This is a genomic window from Limnobaculum xujianqingii (assembly GCF_013394855.1).
Classification (GTDB): domain Bacteria; phylum Pseudomonadota; class Gammaproteobacteria; order Enterobacterales; family Enterobacteriaceae; genus Limnobaculum; species Limnobaculum xujianqingii.
The window spans coordinates 995,370-1,013,248 of the sequence record NZ_JABMLK010000002.1; the positions used below are offsets into that span (position 1 = coordinate 995,370).

Below are 17,879 nucleotides of genomic sequence, written 5' to 3' on the forward strand. Positions count from 1 at the left end.
TCACTATCAGATATCAATAATGGGTCGTTAGCTCAGTCGGTAGAGCAGTTGACTTTTAATCAATTGGTCGCAGGTTCGAATCCTGCACGACCCACCATTATTGAACAGGCGCTTATGGCGCTTTTTTTTATGTCTGAAAATCGTGGGGATGAAGAACCCAGGGTTCGAGTCGAACGTAGTGAGACAACGTTGCCAACGGCAACGGCCCGAAGGGCGAGGCCACAGGCCGAGTAATCCTGCACGACCCACCATTATTGAACAGGCGCCTAAGGCGCTTTTTTTATGTCTGAAAATCGTGGGAAGCATTATCCCTGCAATATTTTTATTTGTTAACCTTGCCAATACCTAACTTGTATAAGCCTTCTGCGAACTGAATGGCTCTGTCAGTGTTTGTTGTCCTGAAGAGATGAATTGTATCTCTTACATTCTTTAAAACGCTCAGAAATGGAATAGAAGGCTGTCAGCTGGTATGTGTTGAATAAACAGCAAACTGATTTATTAATTACAAGAAGTAGAGGTGCAGTTTGAGCTGCACCTCCAATGGTCAAGGCACCAATATTTGACTATTGGTTATCTAACTGAGGGCGAACCGCTCGTAACCCAGCCATGGTAATGCGGTAAGGCTGACTGTTAACTGATTTGATCAGCTTTTTACGTTTCAGTTTACCGAAAGTATCCAGAGAGCAGTCGCTGAGTAAATATCCCTCACGGGAATAACATTCAACGGAAGTGACACGACCAGAAATGTCGCGAATATAAGTGATACGTCCACCTTTAGCGAGAACGTGAAGGGTACGTTGTTCTTGACGAGAAATATTCATACTGGAAAAACCTGTTAATCATCATGGGCAAACCTGCAAAACACAAAGTGTTCGCATCCTGTTTTAGCGCATTGATAATCAGCCCGACGTAAGGTCGCGGGTGTCTGATTATCTGATGATTACATTCTCCAGCATCAAGCCTCTAATTGAATTTAAAAGGTATTTACGGGGCGCATAATAACACAGGTTTTTTGTGTGGGAAATCTGGCTAATAAGAGATTGTGAGCCAGATTACAGGTTAAACCGTTTGTTTTTGCAGCTATGGAACGTAATTTCAGAATGCAATTTTCAGTTTTTCAAACACATTGCCACTAAAAGAACGGCTTTTTATGGTGCTTTAGTTTATAAGGCTCATCTTTGACTATACAAAACCACACTATTGCTGACTTTTACCATGTAATTATCTTTAATAAATAATGTCTGTTTATCCGGTTGTTTGAAGGCAGGGGATTGTTGTAGGCTGTAATATTGTTGTTTGATTAGACACCGGATGGGTAAAAATGAACTACCAAAATGATGATATAAGAATAAAAGAGATTAATGAGCTGTTACCTCCGGTTGCGTTACTGGAGAAGTTTCCTGCTACGGAGAAGGCTGCTTTAACTGTCGCTGCTTCCCGCGAGGCGATCCATAATATTCTGGCGGGTGAAGACGATCGCCTGCTGGTGGTGATTGGACCTTGCTCTATTCATGATATTGATGCAGCCCTTGAATATTCCCGTCGTCTGGCAGAAGTGCGTAAGCGTTTAGATAAAGACCTGGAAATTGTTATGCGAGTTTATTTTGAAAAACCGCGTACTACTGTGGGTTGGAAAGGATTAATTAACGATCCTAATTTGGATAACAGCTACCAGATTAATGATGGTTTACGTATTGCACGTAAGCTATTGCTGGATATAAATGATAGTGGCCTGCCAACCGCCGGTGAGTTTCTTGATATGATCACACCACAGTATCTGGCGGATTTGATGAGCTGGGGAGCTATTGGTGCACGTACTACTGAGTCACAGGTTCATCGTGAATTGGCATCGGGTCTATCCTGTCCGGTTGGTTTTAAGAATGGAACCGACGGCACAATTAAAGTGGCGATTGACGCCATCAATGCTGCCGGTGCGCCACACTGTTTTCTGTCCGTGACCAAATATGGTCATTCGGCTATTGTGAATACCCGTGGTAATCATGATTGCCATATCATCCTGCGTGGTGGTAAAGCGCCAAATTACAGCCCTGAAGACGTGAAGAACGTTAAAGAGAGCCTGAATAAAGCGAAGTTACCGCTCAACGTCATGATCGACTTCAGCCATGCTAACAGCTGTAAACAGTATAAAAAACAGATGGAAGTGTGCGAGAGCGTGTGCCAGCAAGTTGCCGGTGGTGATAGTGCAATTACCGGGGTGATGGTTGAAAGCCATTTGGTGGAAGGTGTTCAAAACCTGGAAAGCGGCGAACCATTAATCTATGGTCAGAGTGTTACCGATGCCTGTATCGGCTGGGATGATACCGAACTTCTACTGCAAAATCTGGCGTACGCGGTTCAGGCCCGTCGCGGTAAGTAATATCACGTAGGTTAATTTTGTTTCAGTAGGAGAACATTAGTTCTCCTACTTTTATCGTATTAGTGTCAATCGTTGGGAGAGGGTGCCGTGGGGGTCGACTTGGCGTAAGCCAACGAAGTGCCCGTAGGCAGCCTAGGCCCGACGCACTATGAACTTAAGTACAATGGTTTTCCGGCCGAGCAAAAAGGTAATATAAGTACTTTGTTTTTGCGGCCGGAATATCCGCTGAAATTGAAGTAAATTAGTTTATTAACGATACGGCAGGAGAGCGATAACTCCTACTTAGCATGATAAACTAATGTGATAATAACTACTTCGCCTTACCCTGATTAGCCACCGCCGCAGCCTTCGCTGCAATCTCATCTGCATCACCAAGATAGTAGTGCTTAATCGGATTCATATTCTCATCAAACTCATATACCAAAGGTACGCCGGTTGGAATATTGAGTTCCAGAATTTCATCCTCAGTCATATTATCCAGATATTTCACCAGAGCACGGATAGAATTACCGTGAGCAGCAATAATCACACGCTCGCCACTGGCAATACGCGGTTTGATAACGTCACTCCAGTAAGGGATCACTCGCTCAATGGTGGTAGCCAGACTTTCAGTGACCGGCAATTCGGCTGGTTTTAGTTTGGCATAACGCGGGTCGTGGCCAGGATATCGTTCATCCTCTTTGGTTAGCTCCGGAGGCGTAATGGCAAAACCACGACGCCAAAGCTTAACCTGTTCGTCACCATACTTTTGTGCGGTTTCCGCTTTATTCAGCCCTTGCAGAGCACCATAGTGACGCTCATTCAGCTTCCAGGATTTCTCAACAGGCAGCCACTGGGCTTCCATCTTATCTAAAATGCTCCACAGCGTATGAATTGCTCTTTTCAACACAGAGGTATAAGCAAAATCAAAGGCAAAACCTTCCGCTTTTAACAGCTCACCGGCCTGGGCGGCTTCAGCTCTGCCTTTATCGGAAAGTTCTACGTCAGTCCAACCGGTAAAACGGTTCTCTTTATTCCACTCACTTTCACCGTGTCTGACGAGAACTAGTTTTGTTACAGCCATCGTTATCTCCTTTCCATATATTTACTAAATGATAATGATTATCACTATACTCTTATTAAAATAAATTCAAATAGAAGGGTATGACTTAATGATAGATGAAGTTATCCATAACGAGGCAAATCAGAACAGCAAAAAGCCCGAAATCATCAGTGATATCGGGCTTTTTGCTTAGAGGCTAACCATAGTGATAGTTAAGCCAAATCAAATTGATAGACAGTTGAAGAGCGGTAGGTTTGCTTTGGTGCGAGCCAACAGTCAGGCTGTGGCCATTCAGGATGATTAGGACTGTCTGGCAAAAATTCGCTTTCCAGAGCGACACCGGCAAAGCTGTCATAAGTTTTGCCATCACGGGACGGTGTGCCCTGCAAAAAGTTACCGCTATACAGCTGAAGTGCAGGTTTAGTGGTGAATACGCTCATCTTCACTTTATTATCTGCCGACCACAATAAAGCAGCGGGATGTTCCCCACTATGACATTCCGGAGATAACAGGTAAGCATGGTCATAGCCGCTGACTTTTTGCTGGTATTCATCGGTCAGGAAATCTTGCATCAGAGTTTTAGGCTGACGAAAATCCATACTTAAGCCATTAACCTGCGTAAGATCTGCATCAGGAATGCCTTCACTATTTACGGGTAAAAAGTAGTCAGCATTAATTTGCAGTCGATGGTGACGACTGTCCTGATTTTTACCGTCCAGGTTGAAATAGGCGTGATTGGTAAGATTGACCGGGCAATCACGGTTGACAGTAGCCAGATAGCTAATCTCTATGCGATTGGTTTCCGTCAGAGTATAGGTAACTTCTGCAGTAAGGTTACCCGGATAGCCATTGTCGCCATCGGCAGAATAGATCTTAAACGTTACCGATTGGTTACTCTGGCTTTCAATCGTCCAGCGGCGCTGATCAAAACTGCTGGCTCCACCGTGCAACTGATGAGTTCCCTGATTAGCAACCAGCGTGGTTTGAATACCCTGACGACTCAACCTTGAATTAGCAATCCGGTTGGCGTAACGGCCTACGGTAGCGCCAAGATAGGCACTTTGATGCAGGTAATCTTCTGGTTTACTGCAACCCAGAAGTAATTCACGTACTGAACCATCGCCCATAGGCAGGCGAAAAGAGAGCCAGGTCGCTCCCCAATCCATCATTTGAGCCTGAGAACCCGATTGGTTCGTCAAGGTAACAATATGGAATGGCTGACCATCTGGGGCCAGCGCCGCAGTTGTTTCTAACATGTTCCAGCTCCTTCGGACGCCCGGCAAATATAGAACACTTCTTTCATACCGGTTTGCTGATGATATTGTTGATGTACTGCCTGGCGGATTTCATCCACTAAAGTCTGTGGGGCCAGCGCCACAATACAGCCACCGAAACCACCGCCGGTCATACGTACACCACCGCGGTTGCCAATAATTGGCTTAATAATCTCCACCAGAGTATCAATGGCAGGAACAGTAATTTCGAAATCATCACGCATTGAAATATGTGATTCAGCCATCAGGCGGCCCAGTTTCGGTAGGTCACCCGCGGCCAGAGCATCAGCAGCAGCCAGAGTACGGGCATTCTCAGTGATGACATGACGGGCTCGTTTAAATACCAACGGATCCAGATTGGCTTTAGCGGCATTCAACTGTTCAATCGTTACATCGCGCAATGCCGTTACATTAAAGAAGTCGGCTGCTGCTTCACACTGTTTGCGACGGGTATTGTATTCACTATCAACCAGCCCACGCTTTACGTTGGAGTTGATGATAATCACCGCCATGTCATCAGGCATAGAGACCGCTTTAGTCTTCAGACTACGGCAATCAATCAGCAGGGCATGATCTTTTTTGCCCAGAGAAGAGATTAGCTGATCCATAATGCCACAGTTACAACCTACAAACTGATTCTCAGCCTGCTGGCCGTTCAGCGCCAGCGCTACGCCATCCAGCGGTAATTGATACAGCACCTGAAAAGCTTTACCAACGGCTACTTCCAATGAGGCAGAAGAGCTTAAACCTGCCCCCTGCGGTACATTACCACCGATCACCAGATCGGCACCACCAAACCCTGGTGCACGTTGTTGCAGAAACAGAATCACTCCGCGGATATAGTTAGCCCACATATATTCAGGATGGGAAGCAATATCCTCACCAAGAGTAAAGCTATCCTGCTGATTGTGATAATCAGCAGCAACTACCCGGACTAAATTATCATCGCGTTTAGCACAACTAATTACCGTTTGATAATCAATGGCACAAGGCAGAACAAAACCGTCGTTATAATCGGTGTGCTCACCGATCAGATTGACCCTTCCCGGTGCCTGAATAGTGGTATCAGGGAGATAACCAAACTGTTGTTGAAAAATAGCCTGGGTTTTTTGCTTTAAATCACTCATTTGGGCTCTCCTGACTCATTGTAATGCACATCGCTAACTGCTCTCAGGCGTTCTGCTGCCTGCTCCGCGGTAAGGTCACGCTGTGACTCTGCCATCATTTCATAACCCACCATAAATTTACGCACCGTAGCTGAACGCAGCAACGGCGGGTAGAAGTGAGCATGTAATTGCCAGTGTGGATTATCCTGTCCGTTAAACGGCGCACCATGCCAGCCCATAGAGTAAGGAAAGGAGCACTGAAACAGGTTATCGTAACGACTGGTGAGCTTTTTCAATGCCAGCGCTAAATCCTGACTCTGTTCAGCACTTAGTTCACCCATCTGACGAACCTGAGCCTTAGGTAATAGCAGGGTTTCAAAAGGCCAGGCGGCCCAGTAAGGAACCACTGCCAGCCAGTATTCAGTCTCTACAACCGTGCGGCTACCATCGGCCATTTCTCGCTTCGCATAGTCCAGTAACATGGGGGAATGTTGCTGTTCAAAATATTCTCGCTGCAGACGATCTTCCCGTTCTGCCTCGTTGGGCAGAAAACTGTTAGCCCAAATCTGCCCATGGGGATGGGGATTAGAACACCCCATTGCCGCGCCTTTATTCTCGAAAATTTGTACCCAGGGATAACTTTTTCCTAAGTCATCCAACTGCTGTTGCCAGGTACGAATAATTTCTTCTAAAGCGGGAAGGGATAACTCCGGCAGGCTTTTACTGTGGTCAGGAGAAAAGCAGATCACCCGACTGGTTCCCCGTGCACTTTGGCAGCGCATAAGCGGATCGCTGGATTGTTCCGCGTCAGGGGTATCCGGCATCAGTGCGGCAAAGTCGTTAGTGAATACATAGGTGCCGTGGTAATCGGGGTTCACGTCTCCGGTTACCCGCGTGTTTCCTGCGCATAAAAAGCAGTCAGGATCGTGAGCTGGCTGACGGGTATGATCTACTGATTCTTGTTGCCCCTGCCACGGGCGTTTAGCCCGATGGGGAGAGACTAAAATCCACTGTCCGGTTAGTGGATTAAACCGACGGTGTGGATGATCAACCGGATTAAAACCAACAGAATTGGTGTTACTCATCGGGATACCCTTGAGGATTCATGGATTGCCAACGCCAGGTATCTGCACACATTTGGTCCAGGTTCAGTTTTACCTGCCAGCCTAATTCATTTGCTGCTTTGGTTGAGTCTGCCCAGTAGCTAGCCAGATCGCCATCACGACGAGCAGCAAACTGGTAAGGAACAGGTTTGCCACAGGCTTTACTAAAGGCATTGACTACATCCAGTACGCTATAGCCAAAGCCAGCACCCAGATTGTAGATATAAGTACCAGGATGATTGGTCACTTTATTCAGTGCGGCAACGTGTCCATCAGCTACGTCAACCACGTGAATATAATCACGTACGCAGGTGCCATCCGGCGTTGGGTAATCGTTTCCAAAGATAGAGAGCGATTCACGGCGACCAACGGCTACCTGAGCAATAAATGGCATCAGATTATTAGGAATACCTTGTGGGTCTTCTCCCATCAAGCCGGAAGAGTGTGCTCCAACCGGATTAAAGTAACGTAACAAGGCTACGCTCATGTCCGGTTGTGCTTTTTGTATATCTTCCAGACACTGCTCGATAATCAGTTTGCTGTTGCCATAAGGGCTGGAGGGGCGACGGGTTTGCATGGTTTCCACATAAGGGGTAACCGGCTGATCGCCATAAACAGTTGCGGATGAACTAAAGATAAAGTTCTTAACGCCGGCCCGGCGCATGGCATCTACTAACGTTAAGGAGCCATGAATGTTATTGTCATAGTATTCCAGCGGCTTATTAACGGACTCTCCAACCGCTTTTAGCGCGGCAAAATGGATGACCGAGTCAATGCGATGTTCTGCAAAAATTTTATCCAGCAAAGTAGCATCACGAACATCACCATTGTAGAACGCAGGCTTATGGCCGGTTAGCTGTTCAATACGTTTAAGTACGCTGGCCTTACTGTTACATAAGTTATCGATAATCACCGGGGTATGTCCGGCCTCAATTAGTTGAACGCAAGTATGACTGCCTATGTAACCGATACCACCTGTAATCAGAACATTCACAAGATTCTCTCCGCATATAAAGTAATTGAGGCAATGATAGCACAACAAAAATAGGGAAAAAGGTGATCAGGATAAAAAAATGAAAGCGTTTACATTTTTGGTGAAAATAATATAGATGTCCATGATAAAAGATGCCCCGCGTAGTTAGCGCAGGGCAATCAAAAAGATAAAACAGGAATAACTTGATTATGAAACGCTATGTTCCTGCCACTGCATGCTGGTCGTGATTTCAGTTAATGGTGTCAGGGATTGCATACTTTGTTGATGGAGTTCCGGGGAAGCGGCGGCACACAGATCTTCCAATACTGTGACTTTAAACCCCAAATCGTGAGCCTGACGGGCGGTGCTCTGGATAGCCATCAGAGAACTGACACCTCCTAACAGGATATGGTCATATCCCCGGCCGGTTAGCCAGTCATAAAGATTGTTGCCAGCAAAGGCGGAAACGGCTTTCTTAATCACGACTTCATCTTCTGGCTGCACATCTAAGTCTTTCACCCATTGGCAACCAGGATCGCTCAGGCGCAGAGCACCATTTTTTTTCGCCAGATTGAACAATGGCGAATAGGGCGGGATATCGTGATAGTCATCGGCAAAGCCAACTTTCACCCAAATAACGGGGATATGGTGTCGACGGGCGAAAGCCACAGCCTGATTGGTTAATGGAACCAGACGGCGTTCTTTTACTTGCTGATGACTACTGTTAGAGCGTCCGTGTTCACCGACAATCTCTTCAATAAGGTCAATGATAATTAAAGCACTGGACATAAGGTTTCCCTGTAGTTATTTGCGGACATAATGTTTTTTCAGTCACTAGTTTTAAGCATAGTCGACGAACCACAACCCGTTAGATGTTCTATGGCGTAAGCATAGCTATTGCCGGTAGGAATAAAGCTCAGACGATGAGTTATGCACTCAGGCGCATCTTCTGCATGGTGAGAAACAAACAGCAATTGGCTGTTACCTTCACTCATCAATACGTCAATCCAGCGTCTGACCAACTGGCGATTGAGTGGATCGAGCCCTTGCAGCGGTTCATCAAGAATCAACAGAGTGGGATGTTTTACCAGCGCTCTGGCAATCAGCGTTAAGCGTTGTTGTCCCCATGATAGCGAGTGAAAAGGGCTATCTGCCTGCTGGCTGAGGCCTAACATATCCAGCCATTGCTGAGTGAGTTTTTCCTGAGTATCAGAAGTTGCCTGATAGATACCAATAGAATCCAGATAGCCAGAAAGAATGACATTACGTACGCTGGCGCTAACCCGATAGTCCTGATGCAGGCTACTGCTGACATAGCCAATATGTTTTTTGATATCCCATATGGTTTCACCACTGCCACGACGACGGCCAAACAGCGTCAAATCATTACTGTATCCCTGTGGATGATCGCCGGTAATTAAACTGAGTAAGGTAGATTTACCTGCACCGTTAGGGCCAACAATTTGCCAGTGTTGATTGGGTTTAACCTGCCAGTTAAGGCCATTAATAATGGGTCGGTCATTATAGGTAATCAGGCAGTTATTCAAGGTTATCAGGGGAGTATTGGCAGCAAAAGTTCGTTCGGTGATGGTTTCCGGGGGTGGCAGAGAAACTCCCGCGATCCGTTCGCTCTGAGCCAGTTGGGCAACCAGAGCTTCTGACAGAATTTCCTGACGGGAACCTATGCGAGTCAGATGACAATCTGCCAGTACGCCAACGTGAGTAATAAAGTCGGGAATTTGATCAAATCGGTTCAGAACCAGTACCAGCGTCAGCCCATTGGTTGACAGTTCTGCCAGTAGGTTGGCTAACTGCTGACGTGAGGCCACATCTAATCCATCGAAAGGTTCATCTAAAATTAACAGATCGGGGGAGGATATGAGCGCCTGACACAGTAATGTTTTTCTGGTTTCCCCGGTAGAGAGATATTTAAACCGGCGGGTAAGCAGGTGGCTAATACCAAACATCTCTGCCAGCTGCTGGCATTTGTCTTCATCATGATGTTCTGACTGAATAATTTCAGCGGTAGTTCGACCAGTATCGTCTTCCCCTTCACTTAACAGGTCGGTGTTATTACGCTGCCATTCTTCTTCAATAATTTTTTGTAGTTGTTCAAATGACAGACGAACAATATGTTGAAAATTATTATGGCGGGAGCCGTTAAGCAGGATGAGCTCATCAGACAAGGCTCTGGCCAGTGCCGATTTTCCACTGCCGTTAGATCCGACAAAACCCCAACTTTCTCCTTCAGTTAAAGTAAGTGCTGGCAGGGTGAGGGTTTTGGTATCGCTTAACCGGAAGCATCCATCAGTAATAGTTAACTGTTTCATATCACGACCTTTCTACTTAGATATCAGTAAGTTCTTATTATTTTCTATGATGTGACTATAGCTGTTTATAAGCATCTCAAAATAAAAGCGAAATGACACCACATAAAGTGCTGCTTTTTAGCTAAACGGCAATTTTTTGTTAGAAAGGAAAGTGAATTATGCGATGTGAATAGAGGATTATAAATAGTGATGGTTAATCTTTGGAGAATGAGCCTGTGAATTTTAGCTCTCACAGGCTTTTTATTAACTAAAAACCAATTAGAAATTATATTTAACCGAATAGATAATGCCGTCCTGCAGGAAGCTTTCCCCAAGCTTATTATCAGCATAGCGGTACTGAACCCCGGCCGTAATGGATGGGTTCGGTTTCCACCACAGAGCAACGGCACCGTTAGTACCTTCTTTTCCCCCGTTACCGGCGGCGTAGCGCGCTGCACGGTCAAACTCATACTCAGTCCAATTGGTCAGCGCGAACTTTTCGTTCCACAGGTTAAAGTCATATCCGGCTACCCAGCCAAATACGTAACCGTTATTGCCGCTGTAATAGGTTTGGTCGGTATAGCGTTTAGCAATAAAAGGTTTAAACCAGAATTGGTCCAGCTTAAGGTTATAGCCTAAACCGTAAAGGGCCATAACATCATGAAAGTTTCTACCGTTTGGTGAGCCGTAAGTGCCATAAACATGACCGTACAGGTTAAGGCCAGTATCTCCAAGATAGATGCGGTTGGTGTTTTTAAAGGTGTAACGCTGCTCGCTACCCGGTTTGTCGTGTCGGTCATTGAAAGGGTTTTCCCAGTCAAAAAAGCCGTAGGTTTCACCCCAGGTAAAACCAGCACCGCCTTCCAGTTCCAGATAGGCAAAGTCATCTTTATGGGATTTATTTGAGGTTCGATGAGTGGTGTGGGATGTCCAGTCAAGATAGTGAATACCGATGTCAGCAAAACCCCAGAGATAATCAGCCTGAGTCGCAGGGCTGACAGCAACAGCGGTAAGAGCAACCATGCCGGAGAGATATTTTTTTCATTAATGTTATTCCCTTTGTCCAATAAGCGTATTTTGGGAAGTTATCCCGAATAGAATTTGATTGTTGTTATGCCGGAATAAAGTGATGGCGCTGTATTATTAAAGGGGGCGAAGAATTAAAACCAATATTCAATTTTCAGTTATCAATATAATTTTAATATGAATGGGAATTAGCCTATTTAAAACAGGCTATTGTGAATGGAAATCAAATCAGGATAATTTGATTAGAAATAATTATGATTCATTTTTTGTGATGGGAGTCAAAATATATAATAGTAAAGGGTAATTAAATTACAGTGAGAACTAATTCAAAATGAAATGGTTATTATTTTGATGTTGCAGTGGGTAATTAATTTTCTAATTAAATAAAGAGCCGTTTTATAAATATTTTTTACAGATTTAAAATAAATTAAGTATTAAATAACAGCGAGGACGTTAAATATAAACGTCCTCGATTATTAAGCTTAGATTATTGATTCGTCAGAAATAATATTTCTGAAAACAGAGTGTTATCGGGAGATGGCCTTGTTCAGAAAACTGTTGCCTTCATTGAATAGTGGTAGTTCAAACCAGGTGGCCAGGCTTTGACCGATATCAACAAAAGACTCCCTGACTCCCAGACTGCCGTTTTGTACTTGTTTACCATAAACCAGAACCGGAATGTGTTCACGAGTATGGTCGGTGCCCGGCCAGGTTGGGTCACAGCCGTGGTCAGCGGTGATAATGACGACATCGTCATCACGCAGCAATGGATAGAGTTCCGGCAGGCGGCGATCAAACAGTTCCAACGCTGCAGCATAGCCAGAAATATCACGACGATGACCATAGTTTTGGTCAAAATCAACAAAGTTGGTCATTATAATGCTGAAATCATTGTCCTGCGCCGTTGCTTCTAAGGTAGCGTCCCACAAAGCATCCAGACCGTTAGCCTTAATTTTTTGACTGATACCAACCCCTGCATAGATATCGGAAATCTTACCAATCGCAATCACAAAACCACCGGCATCGACCAGCTTTTTCAATACGGTATCTGCGGGTGGTTCCACTGCCAGATCATGGCGGTTACCGGTGCGAGTAAAACCGCTGCTGACATCACCTACAAACGGACGAGCGATAACCCGACAAATATTATAAGGATCAACCTCTTCACGGGCGATTTCGCATAGTTGGTAAAGGCGTTCCAGACCAAATGTTTCTTCATGGCAGGCTATCTGAAAAACTGAATCCGCCGAGGTATAAAAAATGGGTTTACCGGTTGCCATATGCTCTTGTGCATATTGGTCAAGAATCACGGTACCGGATGAGTGGCAGTTCCCCAGATAACCGGGCAGATTAGCTCTGCGTACCAGATTGTCGAGTAAGGTTTGTGGAAAAGTATTGGTTGGTTCGCTGAAGTAACCCCAATCAAAACGCACCGGAACACCTGCCAGTTCCCAGTGGCCAGAAGGGGTATCTTTGCCGGAAGAGGCCTCTTTGGCTGCGCCATAGGCAGCGCGAATAACCGGAGTCGGGTTAAATCCTGCCGGTAAATTCCCCGTAGCCAGTTGGCCCGCCAACCCTAATCCCAACTGCTCCAGATTAGGCAATTTTAATGGGCCATGACGCCCCAACTCTGCCCGACCCGTTGCACAATATTCAGCAATGTGGCCCAGAGTATCCGAACCGGTATCACCAAACGTATCTGCATCGGGAGTTGCTCCCACGCCAAAGGAGTCCATGATTAAAATAATCGCGCGCATATTATCTCCGAATAATAATTCAGTCAGTTAAATTATATAAATTTATATATAACAGGAATTGATTAGCGCAGGTGAATTTAATCAATATTAAATCCGTATTGATCCTGCGGGAAAACAATATTGGATAAAGTGATTTGGCAGTCGGTATAAATAACAGGATTAAAAAGAAAAGCTTTATTGCGATTAAAAACTAAAAAAACTCAATCAATGAGGAAAACTGTTATGTCACAAATAGAATTATCTCAAAATCCATTTTATGCTGCGGACATTATTCGTAAATATAAACCTGACTTTACACCGAGAGTGGCTTTTATTTTAGGTTCCGGGCTGGGTGCGTTGGCTGAACAAATTGAAGATGCGGTTGCTATCTCTTATGAAAAATTGCCAGGTTTTCCAGTTAGTACTGTTCATGGTCATGCCGGTGAACTGGTGTTAGGAACACTTTCCGGGGTACCGGTAGCCTGTATGAAAGGGCGTGGGCACTTTTATGAAGGTCGCGGAATGACCATCATGACTGATGCTATTCGTACTTTTAAGCTGTTGGGCTGTGAACTGTTATTTTCAACCAATACTGCGGGTTCTTTACGACCTGAAGTTGAACCAGGCAGCCTGGTTTCTCTGAACGATCATATTAATACCATGCCGGGCACACCGATGGTTGGTTTGAACGATGAACGCTTTGGTGAGCGCTTCTTTACACTGGCAAATGCTTATGATGCTGATTACCGCGCGGTACTTCAGCAAGTGGCGAAAGAGTCTGGTTTCCCGTTGTCCGAAGGGGTTTTTGTCTCTTATCCGGGGCCTAACTTCGAGACCGCAGCAGAAATACGCATGATGCAGATTATTGGTGGCGATGTAGTTGGTATGTCAGTGGTGCCGGAAGTGATCTCTGCTCGTCATTGTGGATTAAAGGTCGTTGCGGTATCTGCAATCACCAACCTGGCAGAAGGACTAGGCAAAGTGACGTTGTCCCATGCTCAAACGCTGGCGGCAGCCGAACTTTCTCGCCAGAACTTTATCACCCTGATTTGCGGTTTTTTACGCAAGCTGGCTTAAAACAGAAAACATCCATAAGGAGACAGGAATGTCTGTACTAATGAAGTTATCTGTGATGTTACATAATGCGGTATTACCCGCAATAAGCCAGCCATGCGGCGGGACGGGAAAACAACATGGGAATTAAAAATCGCTTAAAAATCATGTCGTTTTTGCAGTATTTCATCTGGGGAAGCTGGCTGGTGACGCTGGGTTCTTACATGATTAATACGCTTCACTTCAATGGTGCATCAGTTGGTGTGGTATATAGCACCAAGGGTTTGGCTGCGGTACTGATGCCAAGTCTGATTGGTATTATTGCCGATAAGTGGATGAGGGCCAACCGAGTCTACACCTTATGTCATTTGGCATGTGCAGTGGCGTTGTTTTATGCCGCGAGTATCAACGAACCCGGTCTGATGTTTTGGGTAATGTTGATTAACGCCATGACATTTATGCCAACCATTGCGCTATCTAATACCATCTCTTACTACTGTCTGGAAAAGGCAGGGTTGGATACGGTGAGTAATTTCCCACCGATTCGGGTATTTGGCACCATTGGTTTTATTGTTGCCATGTGGACCATTAGTTTGTTGGGCCTTGAGCTAAGTAATATGCAGTTGTATATCGCTTCGGGGGCTTCACTGCTACTGGCTGCCTATTCATTAACTTTACCTTCCATTCCGACGGCGAACAAAAAGCAAAATCAGACCTGGGTCAGTATGTTAGGACTGGATGCCTTCGTGTTGTTCAAAAAACCAAGAATGGCAGTGTTCTTTCTGTTTGCCATGCTGTTGGGCGCGGTATTACAGATTACCAACACCTTTGGCAGTCCGTTCCTGCACGACTTTGCGCTGAATCCGGAGTTTAAAGACAGTTTTGTAGTGAAGTACCCATCCATTTTGCTGTCGGTATCACAAATGTCAGAAGTGCTGTTTATTCTGGCGATCCCGTTCTTCCTTAAGCGCTTTGGTATTAAAACCGTCATGTTATTAAGCATGGTGGCCTGGTGCCTGCGCTTTGGATTATTTGCCTATGGCGATCCTTCCCCGGTGGGCTTTGTACTGCTGATGATGTCAATGATCGTTTATGGCTGTGCTTTTGACTTCTTCAATATTTCCGGTTCGGTGTTTGTTGAACAGGAAGTCAGCTCGGATATCAGAGCCAGTGCACAAGGGCTGTTTATGACCATGGTTAATGGCGTTGGTGCTTATGTTGGTGCCATTCTGAGTGGTAAAGCTGTGGATTACTTCTCGGTTGATGGGGTTAAAGACTGGCAAACCATCTGGTTGGTATTTGCTGCCTATGCGGTTCTGCTGGCAGTAGTCTTCTTCTTTACCTTCCAGTACAAGCATCAACCAGAAAAACTGGCTCAAACTTCCGCTTTGGTGCTTCCAGTCTGTTGGCGAGCTTACTGGCCACGCTGGACGATAAACAGTCCGTTATCTCTCAAAATGGCTATTGATGGTTAATTTGTCATGGTGAGGTTCTGACTGGCGGTAACATAAACTAACTATAATAAATACCCAGGACAGGAGTCGGTGTGGATTCAATTGAACGCGTTTATCGTACTGACCTGAAGCTATTGCGCTATTTTTTAGCGGTAGCGGAAGAACTTCATTTTGGCAAAGCGGCGGTGCGCCTGAATATGTCGCAGCCGCCGCTCAGTATTCATATAAAGGAGCTGGAAGCTCAGTTAGGAACCATGCTGTTTATTCGCCATTCCCGCAGTGTTGCTTTGACCCATGCGGGAAAGGTACTGATGGAAGAAACGCGTAACCTGCTGGCGGCGACCAATCAGGCACTAGCCAGAGTTGAGCAAATAGGTCGCGGAGAAAGAGGGCGCATAGAACTGGGCATTGTTGGAACCGCGCTGTGGGGGCGATTAAGACCGATTCTGCATAATTTTATTAAAGCCAATCCTACCGTTGATATTATCTTTCGTGAAAAATCCCCCGGTATACAAATGGCTATGTTAGAACGCCACGAAATTGATGCCGGTATCTGGCGGATGGTTTCTATACCACCTCAAGGATTAACCAGCCTGAGATTACAAGAAGCCTCTTTTCTGGTGGCTTTACCGAGCGAACATCGTTTGGCCAGATATGACTCTATTCCTCTGCATGAGTTAAGAAATGAAGCTTTTGTAACGTTACCTGCGGTGCATTCGGACTGGTCATTTTTACAAAAAGTATGTAATAACGCAGGTTTTTCTCCCTATATTGTGCGAGAGGCGGTTGAGCCACAAACGGTGCTGGCATTAATCAGTATGGGATTGGGAATTACCATGATAGCGGACAGTTATGCCCAAATGAACTGGCCGGGGGTGATTTTTCGACCACTGGAGGAGCGAATTCCTGCTGATTTGTATGTGGTTTATGATGAGTCACAAATCACTCCGACAACCCTAAGGCTAATTGATGAGCTAAAGGTCGTTTCGGCGTAATACCTTCCATTATTGAGTAATATGGGTGCCAATTTGAATCCTCTGGAGTTAGTGGGGTAATTGGCACCTGAGTTGATTGACTAAAACCTATTCTGCCGATTTAGCATAATGTAGCAATAATGACGCTTTCGGCGCTAAAGGTTGCCCATAACACTTGTCCCGTCTGAACAGATAATGTCTTTGCCTGCTGGTTAGAAATGGTAGAGCAGAGGGTTTCTCCCCCATCTAACTGTAGTAATACTTCACAGCGGTGTTCGCTGGTATTCACTGAGGTTACCGTACTACGCAGACAGTTATCACTGGCTGCAGGCGGTTGCTGGTGTAAATCAATCAGCGGCGCTTTTATCAGTGCTAATACTTCTTTTCCCTCGGTAAGTTGCAGTCGTTTTATGCTTTGTTGAGTCAGGGAGGCATGAATCTCGGTTTTGCCATCGTTCATTAGCAAAGTAACACAGTCTGGCTTATTGGTTGGTTGCCGATCGAGAATGGTGCCAAAGAATTGATTACGGGCGCTGGTTTGTAGCGAAAAACGGGCGATGGCAGCTAACAGGCTGTCCAGCGGCATGGAGTCATCCTGTAATACATCAAATGCTTTTTGCTGTATTTTTTCCAGCAAATCATACAATTGAAGCAGACGTTTACCGTAAGGAGTCAAATGGGCTCCGCCACCACCTTTACCGCCGGTAGCACGTTCTACTAACAGATTGTCGGTCAACTTATTCATCTCATTGACTGCATCCCAGGCGCTTTTATAGCTGATCTCTGCCAGTTTGGCACCCTGACTGATTGAACCGGTATGTTCGATTTGTTTTAGCAAAGCGATACGACGAGGGTCAGCGAACAGATGGCCTTGCAATTTCAGAGTAAGTAAGATTTCAGCATTCATCGCGAATAGTGTCCGTTTGGTAAAGGCATAAGCCATTGTCCTTCATTTTTATCATTCTGCCAAATTGTCAGGCAGCACAGATAGATGAAAATTATCAGCAGATAGCTGATAAACTCTGTGTTATATTGATTAATAACATTGGTAATAAAACCATTGCGAACATGCGTCAGCATGGATAGTTAAATGAGGAACTTATGTTTGAATTATTAAAAAGTCTGGTATTTGCCGCCTGTATGGTTCCCGTGGTGATGGCAATTATTTTGGGGTTAATTTACGGTCTGGGTGAAGTGTTTAACTTTATCTCAAAACTTGGTCCGAGCAAAACCCGCAATAACTAATTCCTGTTGGCGTTAGTGTAAATCTGAATATCATATGGCACCGGCCTGCAATAAATGCAGGCCGGTGTTTTTTGTTGCTGCGATACCTCTTTTCGGTAGTTCTTTCATAAATCAAACATCAGTCAATGACAAGTAAACGGGAAAACGTTATATTTCTCAGTATATATCGAAGGGCAATATTGCCTGATATTATTGACAATAAAATAA

The 17,879-nt window shown here is 45.2% G+C and carries 14 protein-coding genes, 1 tRNA gene, 1 other RNA gene and 2 pseudogenes; 7 read left to right on the plus strand and 11 right to left on the minus strand.

Annotated elements, in window-relative coordinates:
- The first annotated feature begins 21 nt into the window (after positions 1 to 21).
- Both GOL65_RS18575 and GOL65_RS18580 read left to right on the plus strand, forming a co-directional pair.
- Positions 22 to 97 (plus strand) — tRNA-Lys (locus GOL65_RS18575).
- 31 nt (positions 98 to 128) lie between these two features.
- Positions 129 to 251: non-coding RNA, RtT sRNA (locus GOL65_RS18580), on the plus strand.
- A gap of 312 nt (positions 252 to 563) precedes the next feature.
- Here the strand turns inward: GOL65_RS18580 and GOL65_RS18585 are convergent.
- Complete coding sequence (locus GOL65_RS18585; RefSeq protein WP_140918028.1) at positions 564 to 821, minus strand: YjhX family toxin; 258 nt, start codon at positions 819 to 821, stop codon at positions 564 to 566.
- Positions 822 to 1,321: 500 nt separating this feature from the next.
- Between GOL65_RS18585 and aroG the strand changes: the two genes are divergently transcribed.
- A complete protein-coding gene (gene aroG, locus GOL65_RS18590; protein WP_140918027.1) occupies positions 1,322 to 2,377 on the plus strand; it encodes a 3-deoxy-7-phosphoheptulonate synthase AroG in 1,056 nt (351 codons plus the stop codon).
- Positions 2,378 to 2,687: 310 nt separating this feature from the next.
- Here the strand turns inward: aroG and gpmA are convergent, their stop codons facing one another.
- The 9 genes and pseudogenes from gpmA to GOL65_RS18635 all read right to left on the minus strand — a co-directional run bounded on the left by gpmA (position 2,688) and on the right by GOL65_RS18635 (position 12,967).
- Positions 2,688 to 3,440 carry a 2,3-diphosphoglycerate-dependent phosphoglycerate mutase gene (gene gpmA / locus GOL65_RS18595; RefSeq protein ID WP_140918026.1) on the minus strand — a complete coding sequence of 251 codons (753 nt, stop codon included), beginning with the start codon at positions 3,438 to 3,440 and terminating at the stop codon, positions 2,688 to 2,690.
- Between the two features lie 191 nt (positions 3,441 to 3,631).
- Positions 3,632 to 4,675, minus strand: a complete 1,044-nt coding sequence (gene galM / locus GOL65_RS18600; protein ID WP_140918025.1) for a galactose-1-epimerase — start codon at positions 4,673 to 4,675, stop codon at positions 3,632 to 3,634.
- Entirely contained in the window at positions 4,669 to 5,820 is a 1,152-nt protein-coding gene (galK, locus tag GOL65_RS18605; RefSeq protein WP_140918024.1) for a galactokinase, read from the minus strand. Before galK ends, galM begins: the two co-directional genes overlap by 7 nt.
- Complete coding sequence (gene galT, locus GOL65_RS18610) at positions 5,817 to 6,884, minus strand: galactose-1-phosphate uridylyltransferase (protein WP_140918023.1); 1,068 nt, start codon at positions 6,882 to 6,884, stop codon at positions 5,817 to 5,819. The genes galK and galT overlap by 4 nt, the downstream gene beginning before the upstream one ends.
- On the minus strand, positions 6,877 to 7,896 hold the full coding sequence (galE, locus tag GOL65_RS18615) for a UDP-glucose 4-epimerase GalE (protein ID WP_140918022.1): 1,020 nt from the start codon (positions 7,894 to 7,896) through the stop codon (positions 6,877 to 6,879). Before galE ends, galT begins: the two co-directional genes overlap by 8 nt.
- Before the next feature lie 186 nt (positions 7,897 to 8,082).
- Entirely contained in the window at positions 8,083 to 8,664 is a 582-nt protein-coding gene (locus GOL65_RS18620) for a cysteine hydrolase family protein (protein WP_140918021.1), read from the minus strand.
- A gap of 38 nt (positions 8,665 to 8,702) precedes the next feature.
- Complete coding sequence (gene modF / locus GOL65_RS18625; RefSeq protein WP_140918020.1) at positions 8,703 to 10,205, minus strand: molybdate ABC transporter ATP-binding protein ModF; 1,503 nt, start codon at positions 10,203 to 10,205, stop codon at positions 8,703 to 8,705.
- 258 nt (positions 10,206 to 10,463) lie between these two features.
- Positions 10,464 to 11,225, minus strand: a pseudogene (locus GOL65_RS18630) (nucleoside-specific channel-forming Tsx family protein); the annotation flags it as partial.
- Between the two features lie 512 nt (positions 11,226 to 11,737).
- Entirely contained in the window at positions 11,738 to 12,967 is a 1,230-nt protein-coding gene (locus GOL65_RS18635; protein ID WP_140918018.1) for a phosphopentomutase, read from the minus strand.
- A gap of 222 nt (positions 12,968 to 13,189) precedes the next feature.
- Here GOL65_RS18635 and xapA point away from each other — a divergent pair, with 222 nt between their 5' ends.
- The 3 genes and pseudogenes from xapA to GOL65_RS18650 all read left to right on the plus strand — a co-directional run bounded on the left by xapA (position 13,190) and on the right by GOL65_RS18650 (position 16,448).
- Positions 13,190 to 14,023, plus strand: a complete 834-nt coding sequence (gene xapA, locus GOL65_RS18640) for a xanthosine phosphorylase (protein ID WP_140918017.1) — start codon at positions 13,190 to 13,192, stop codon at positions 14,021 to 14,023.
- 116 nt (positions 14,024 to 14,139) lie between these two features.
- A pseudogene (locus GOL65_RS18645) lies at positions 14,140 to 15,372 on the plus strand (nucleoside permease); the annotation flags it as partial.
- Positions 15,373 to 15,554: 182 nt separating this feature from the next.
- A complete protein-coding gene (locus GOL65_RS18650) occupies positions 15,555 to 16,448 on the plus strand; it encodes a LysR family transcriptional regulator (RefSeq protein WP_140918412.1) in 894 nt (297 codons plus the stop codon).
- 100 nt (positions 16,449 to 16,548) lie between these two features.
- Here GOL65_RS18650 and modE read toward each other — a convergent pair whose 3' ends face one another.
- Positions 16,549 to 17,334: a molybdenum-dependent transcriptional regulator gene (gene modE, locus GOL65_RS18655; protein ID WP_140918014.1), complete on the minus strand. Its 786-nt coding sequence runs from the start codon at positions 17,332 to 17,334 to the stop codon at positions 16,549 to 16,551.
- A 194-nt stretch (positions 17,335 to 17,528) separates the two neighbouring features.
- Between modE and GOL65_RS18660 the strand changes: the two genes are divergently transcribed.
- Entirely contained in the window at positions 17,529 to 17,672 is a 144-nt protein-coding gene (locus tag GOL65_RS18660; protein WP_140918013.1) for an AcrZ family multidrug efflux pump-associated protein, read from the plus strand.
- Positions 17,673 to 17,879: the final 207 nt, after the last annotated feature.

Excerpts from the sequence above, each read along its gene's own strand:
- GOL65_RS18585 (WP_140918028.1), bottom strand. The coding sequence starts at position 821 with ATGAATATTTCTCGTCAAGAACAACGTACCCTTCACGTTCTCGCTAAA.
- aroG (WP_140918027.1), top strand. The coding sequence starts at position 1,322 with ATGAACTACCAAAATGATGATATAAGAATAAAAGAGATTAATGAGCTG.
- gpmA (WP_140918026.1), bottom strand. The coding sequence starts at position 3,440 with ATGGCTGTAACAAAACTAGTTCTCGTCAGACACGGTGAAAGTGAGTGG.
- galM (WP_140918025.1), bottom strand. The coding sequence starts at position 4,675 with ATGTTAGAAACAACTGCGGCGCTGGCCCCAGATGGTCAGCCATTCCAT.
- galK (WP_140918024.1), bottom strand. The coding sequence starts at position 5,820 with ATGAGTGATTTAAAGCAAAAAACCCAGGCTATTTTTCAACAACAGTTT.
- galT (WP_140918023.1), bottom strand. The coding sequence starts at position 6,884 with ATGAGTAACACCAATTCTGTTGGTTTTAATCCGGTTGATCATCCACAC.
- GOL65_RS18620 (WP_140918021.1), bottom strand. The coding sequence starts at position 8,664 with ATGTCCAGTGCTTTAATTATCATTGACCTTATTGAAGAGATTGTCGGT.
- modF (WP_140918020.1), bottom strand. The coding sequence starts at position 10,205 with ATGAAACAGTTAACTATTACTGATGGATGCTTCCGGTTAAGCGATACC.
- GOL65_RS18635 (WP_140918018.1), bottom strand. The coding sequence starts at position 12,967 with ATGCGCGCGATTATTTTAATCATGGACTCCTTTGGCGTGGGAGCAACT.
- xapA (WP_140918017.1), top strand. The coding sequence starts at position 13,190 with ATGTCACAAATAGAATTATCTCAAAATCCATTTTATGCTGCGGACATT.
- modE (WP_140918014.1), bottom strand. The coding sequence starts at position 17,334 with ATGAATGCTGAAATCTTACTTACTCTGAAATTGCAAGGCCATCTGTTC.
- GOL65_RS18660 (WP_140918013.1), top strand. The coding sequence starts at position 17,529 with ATGTTTGAATTATTAAAAAGTCTGGTATTTGCCGCCTGTATGGTTCCC.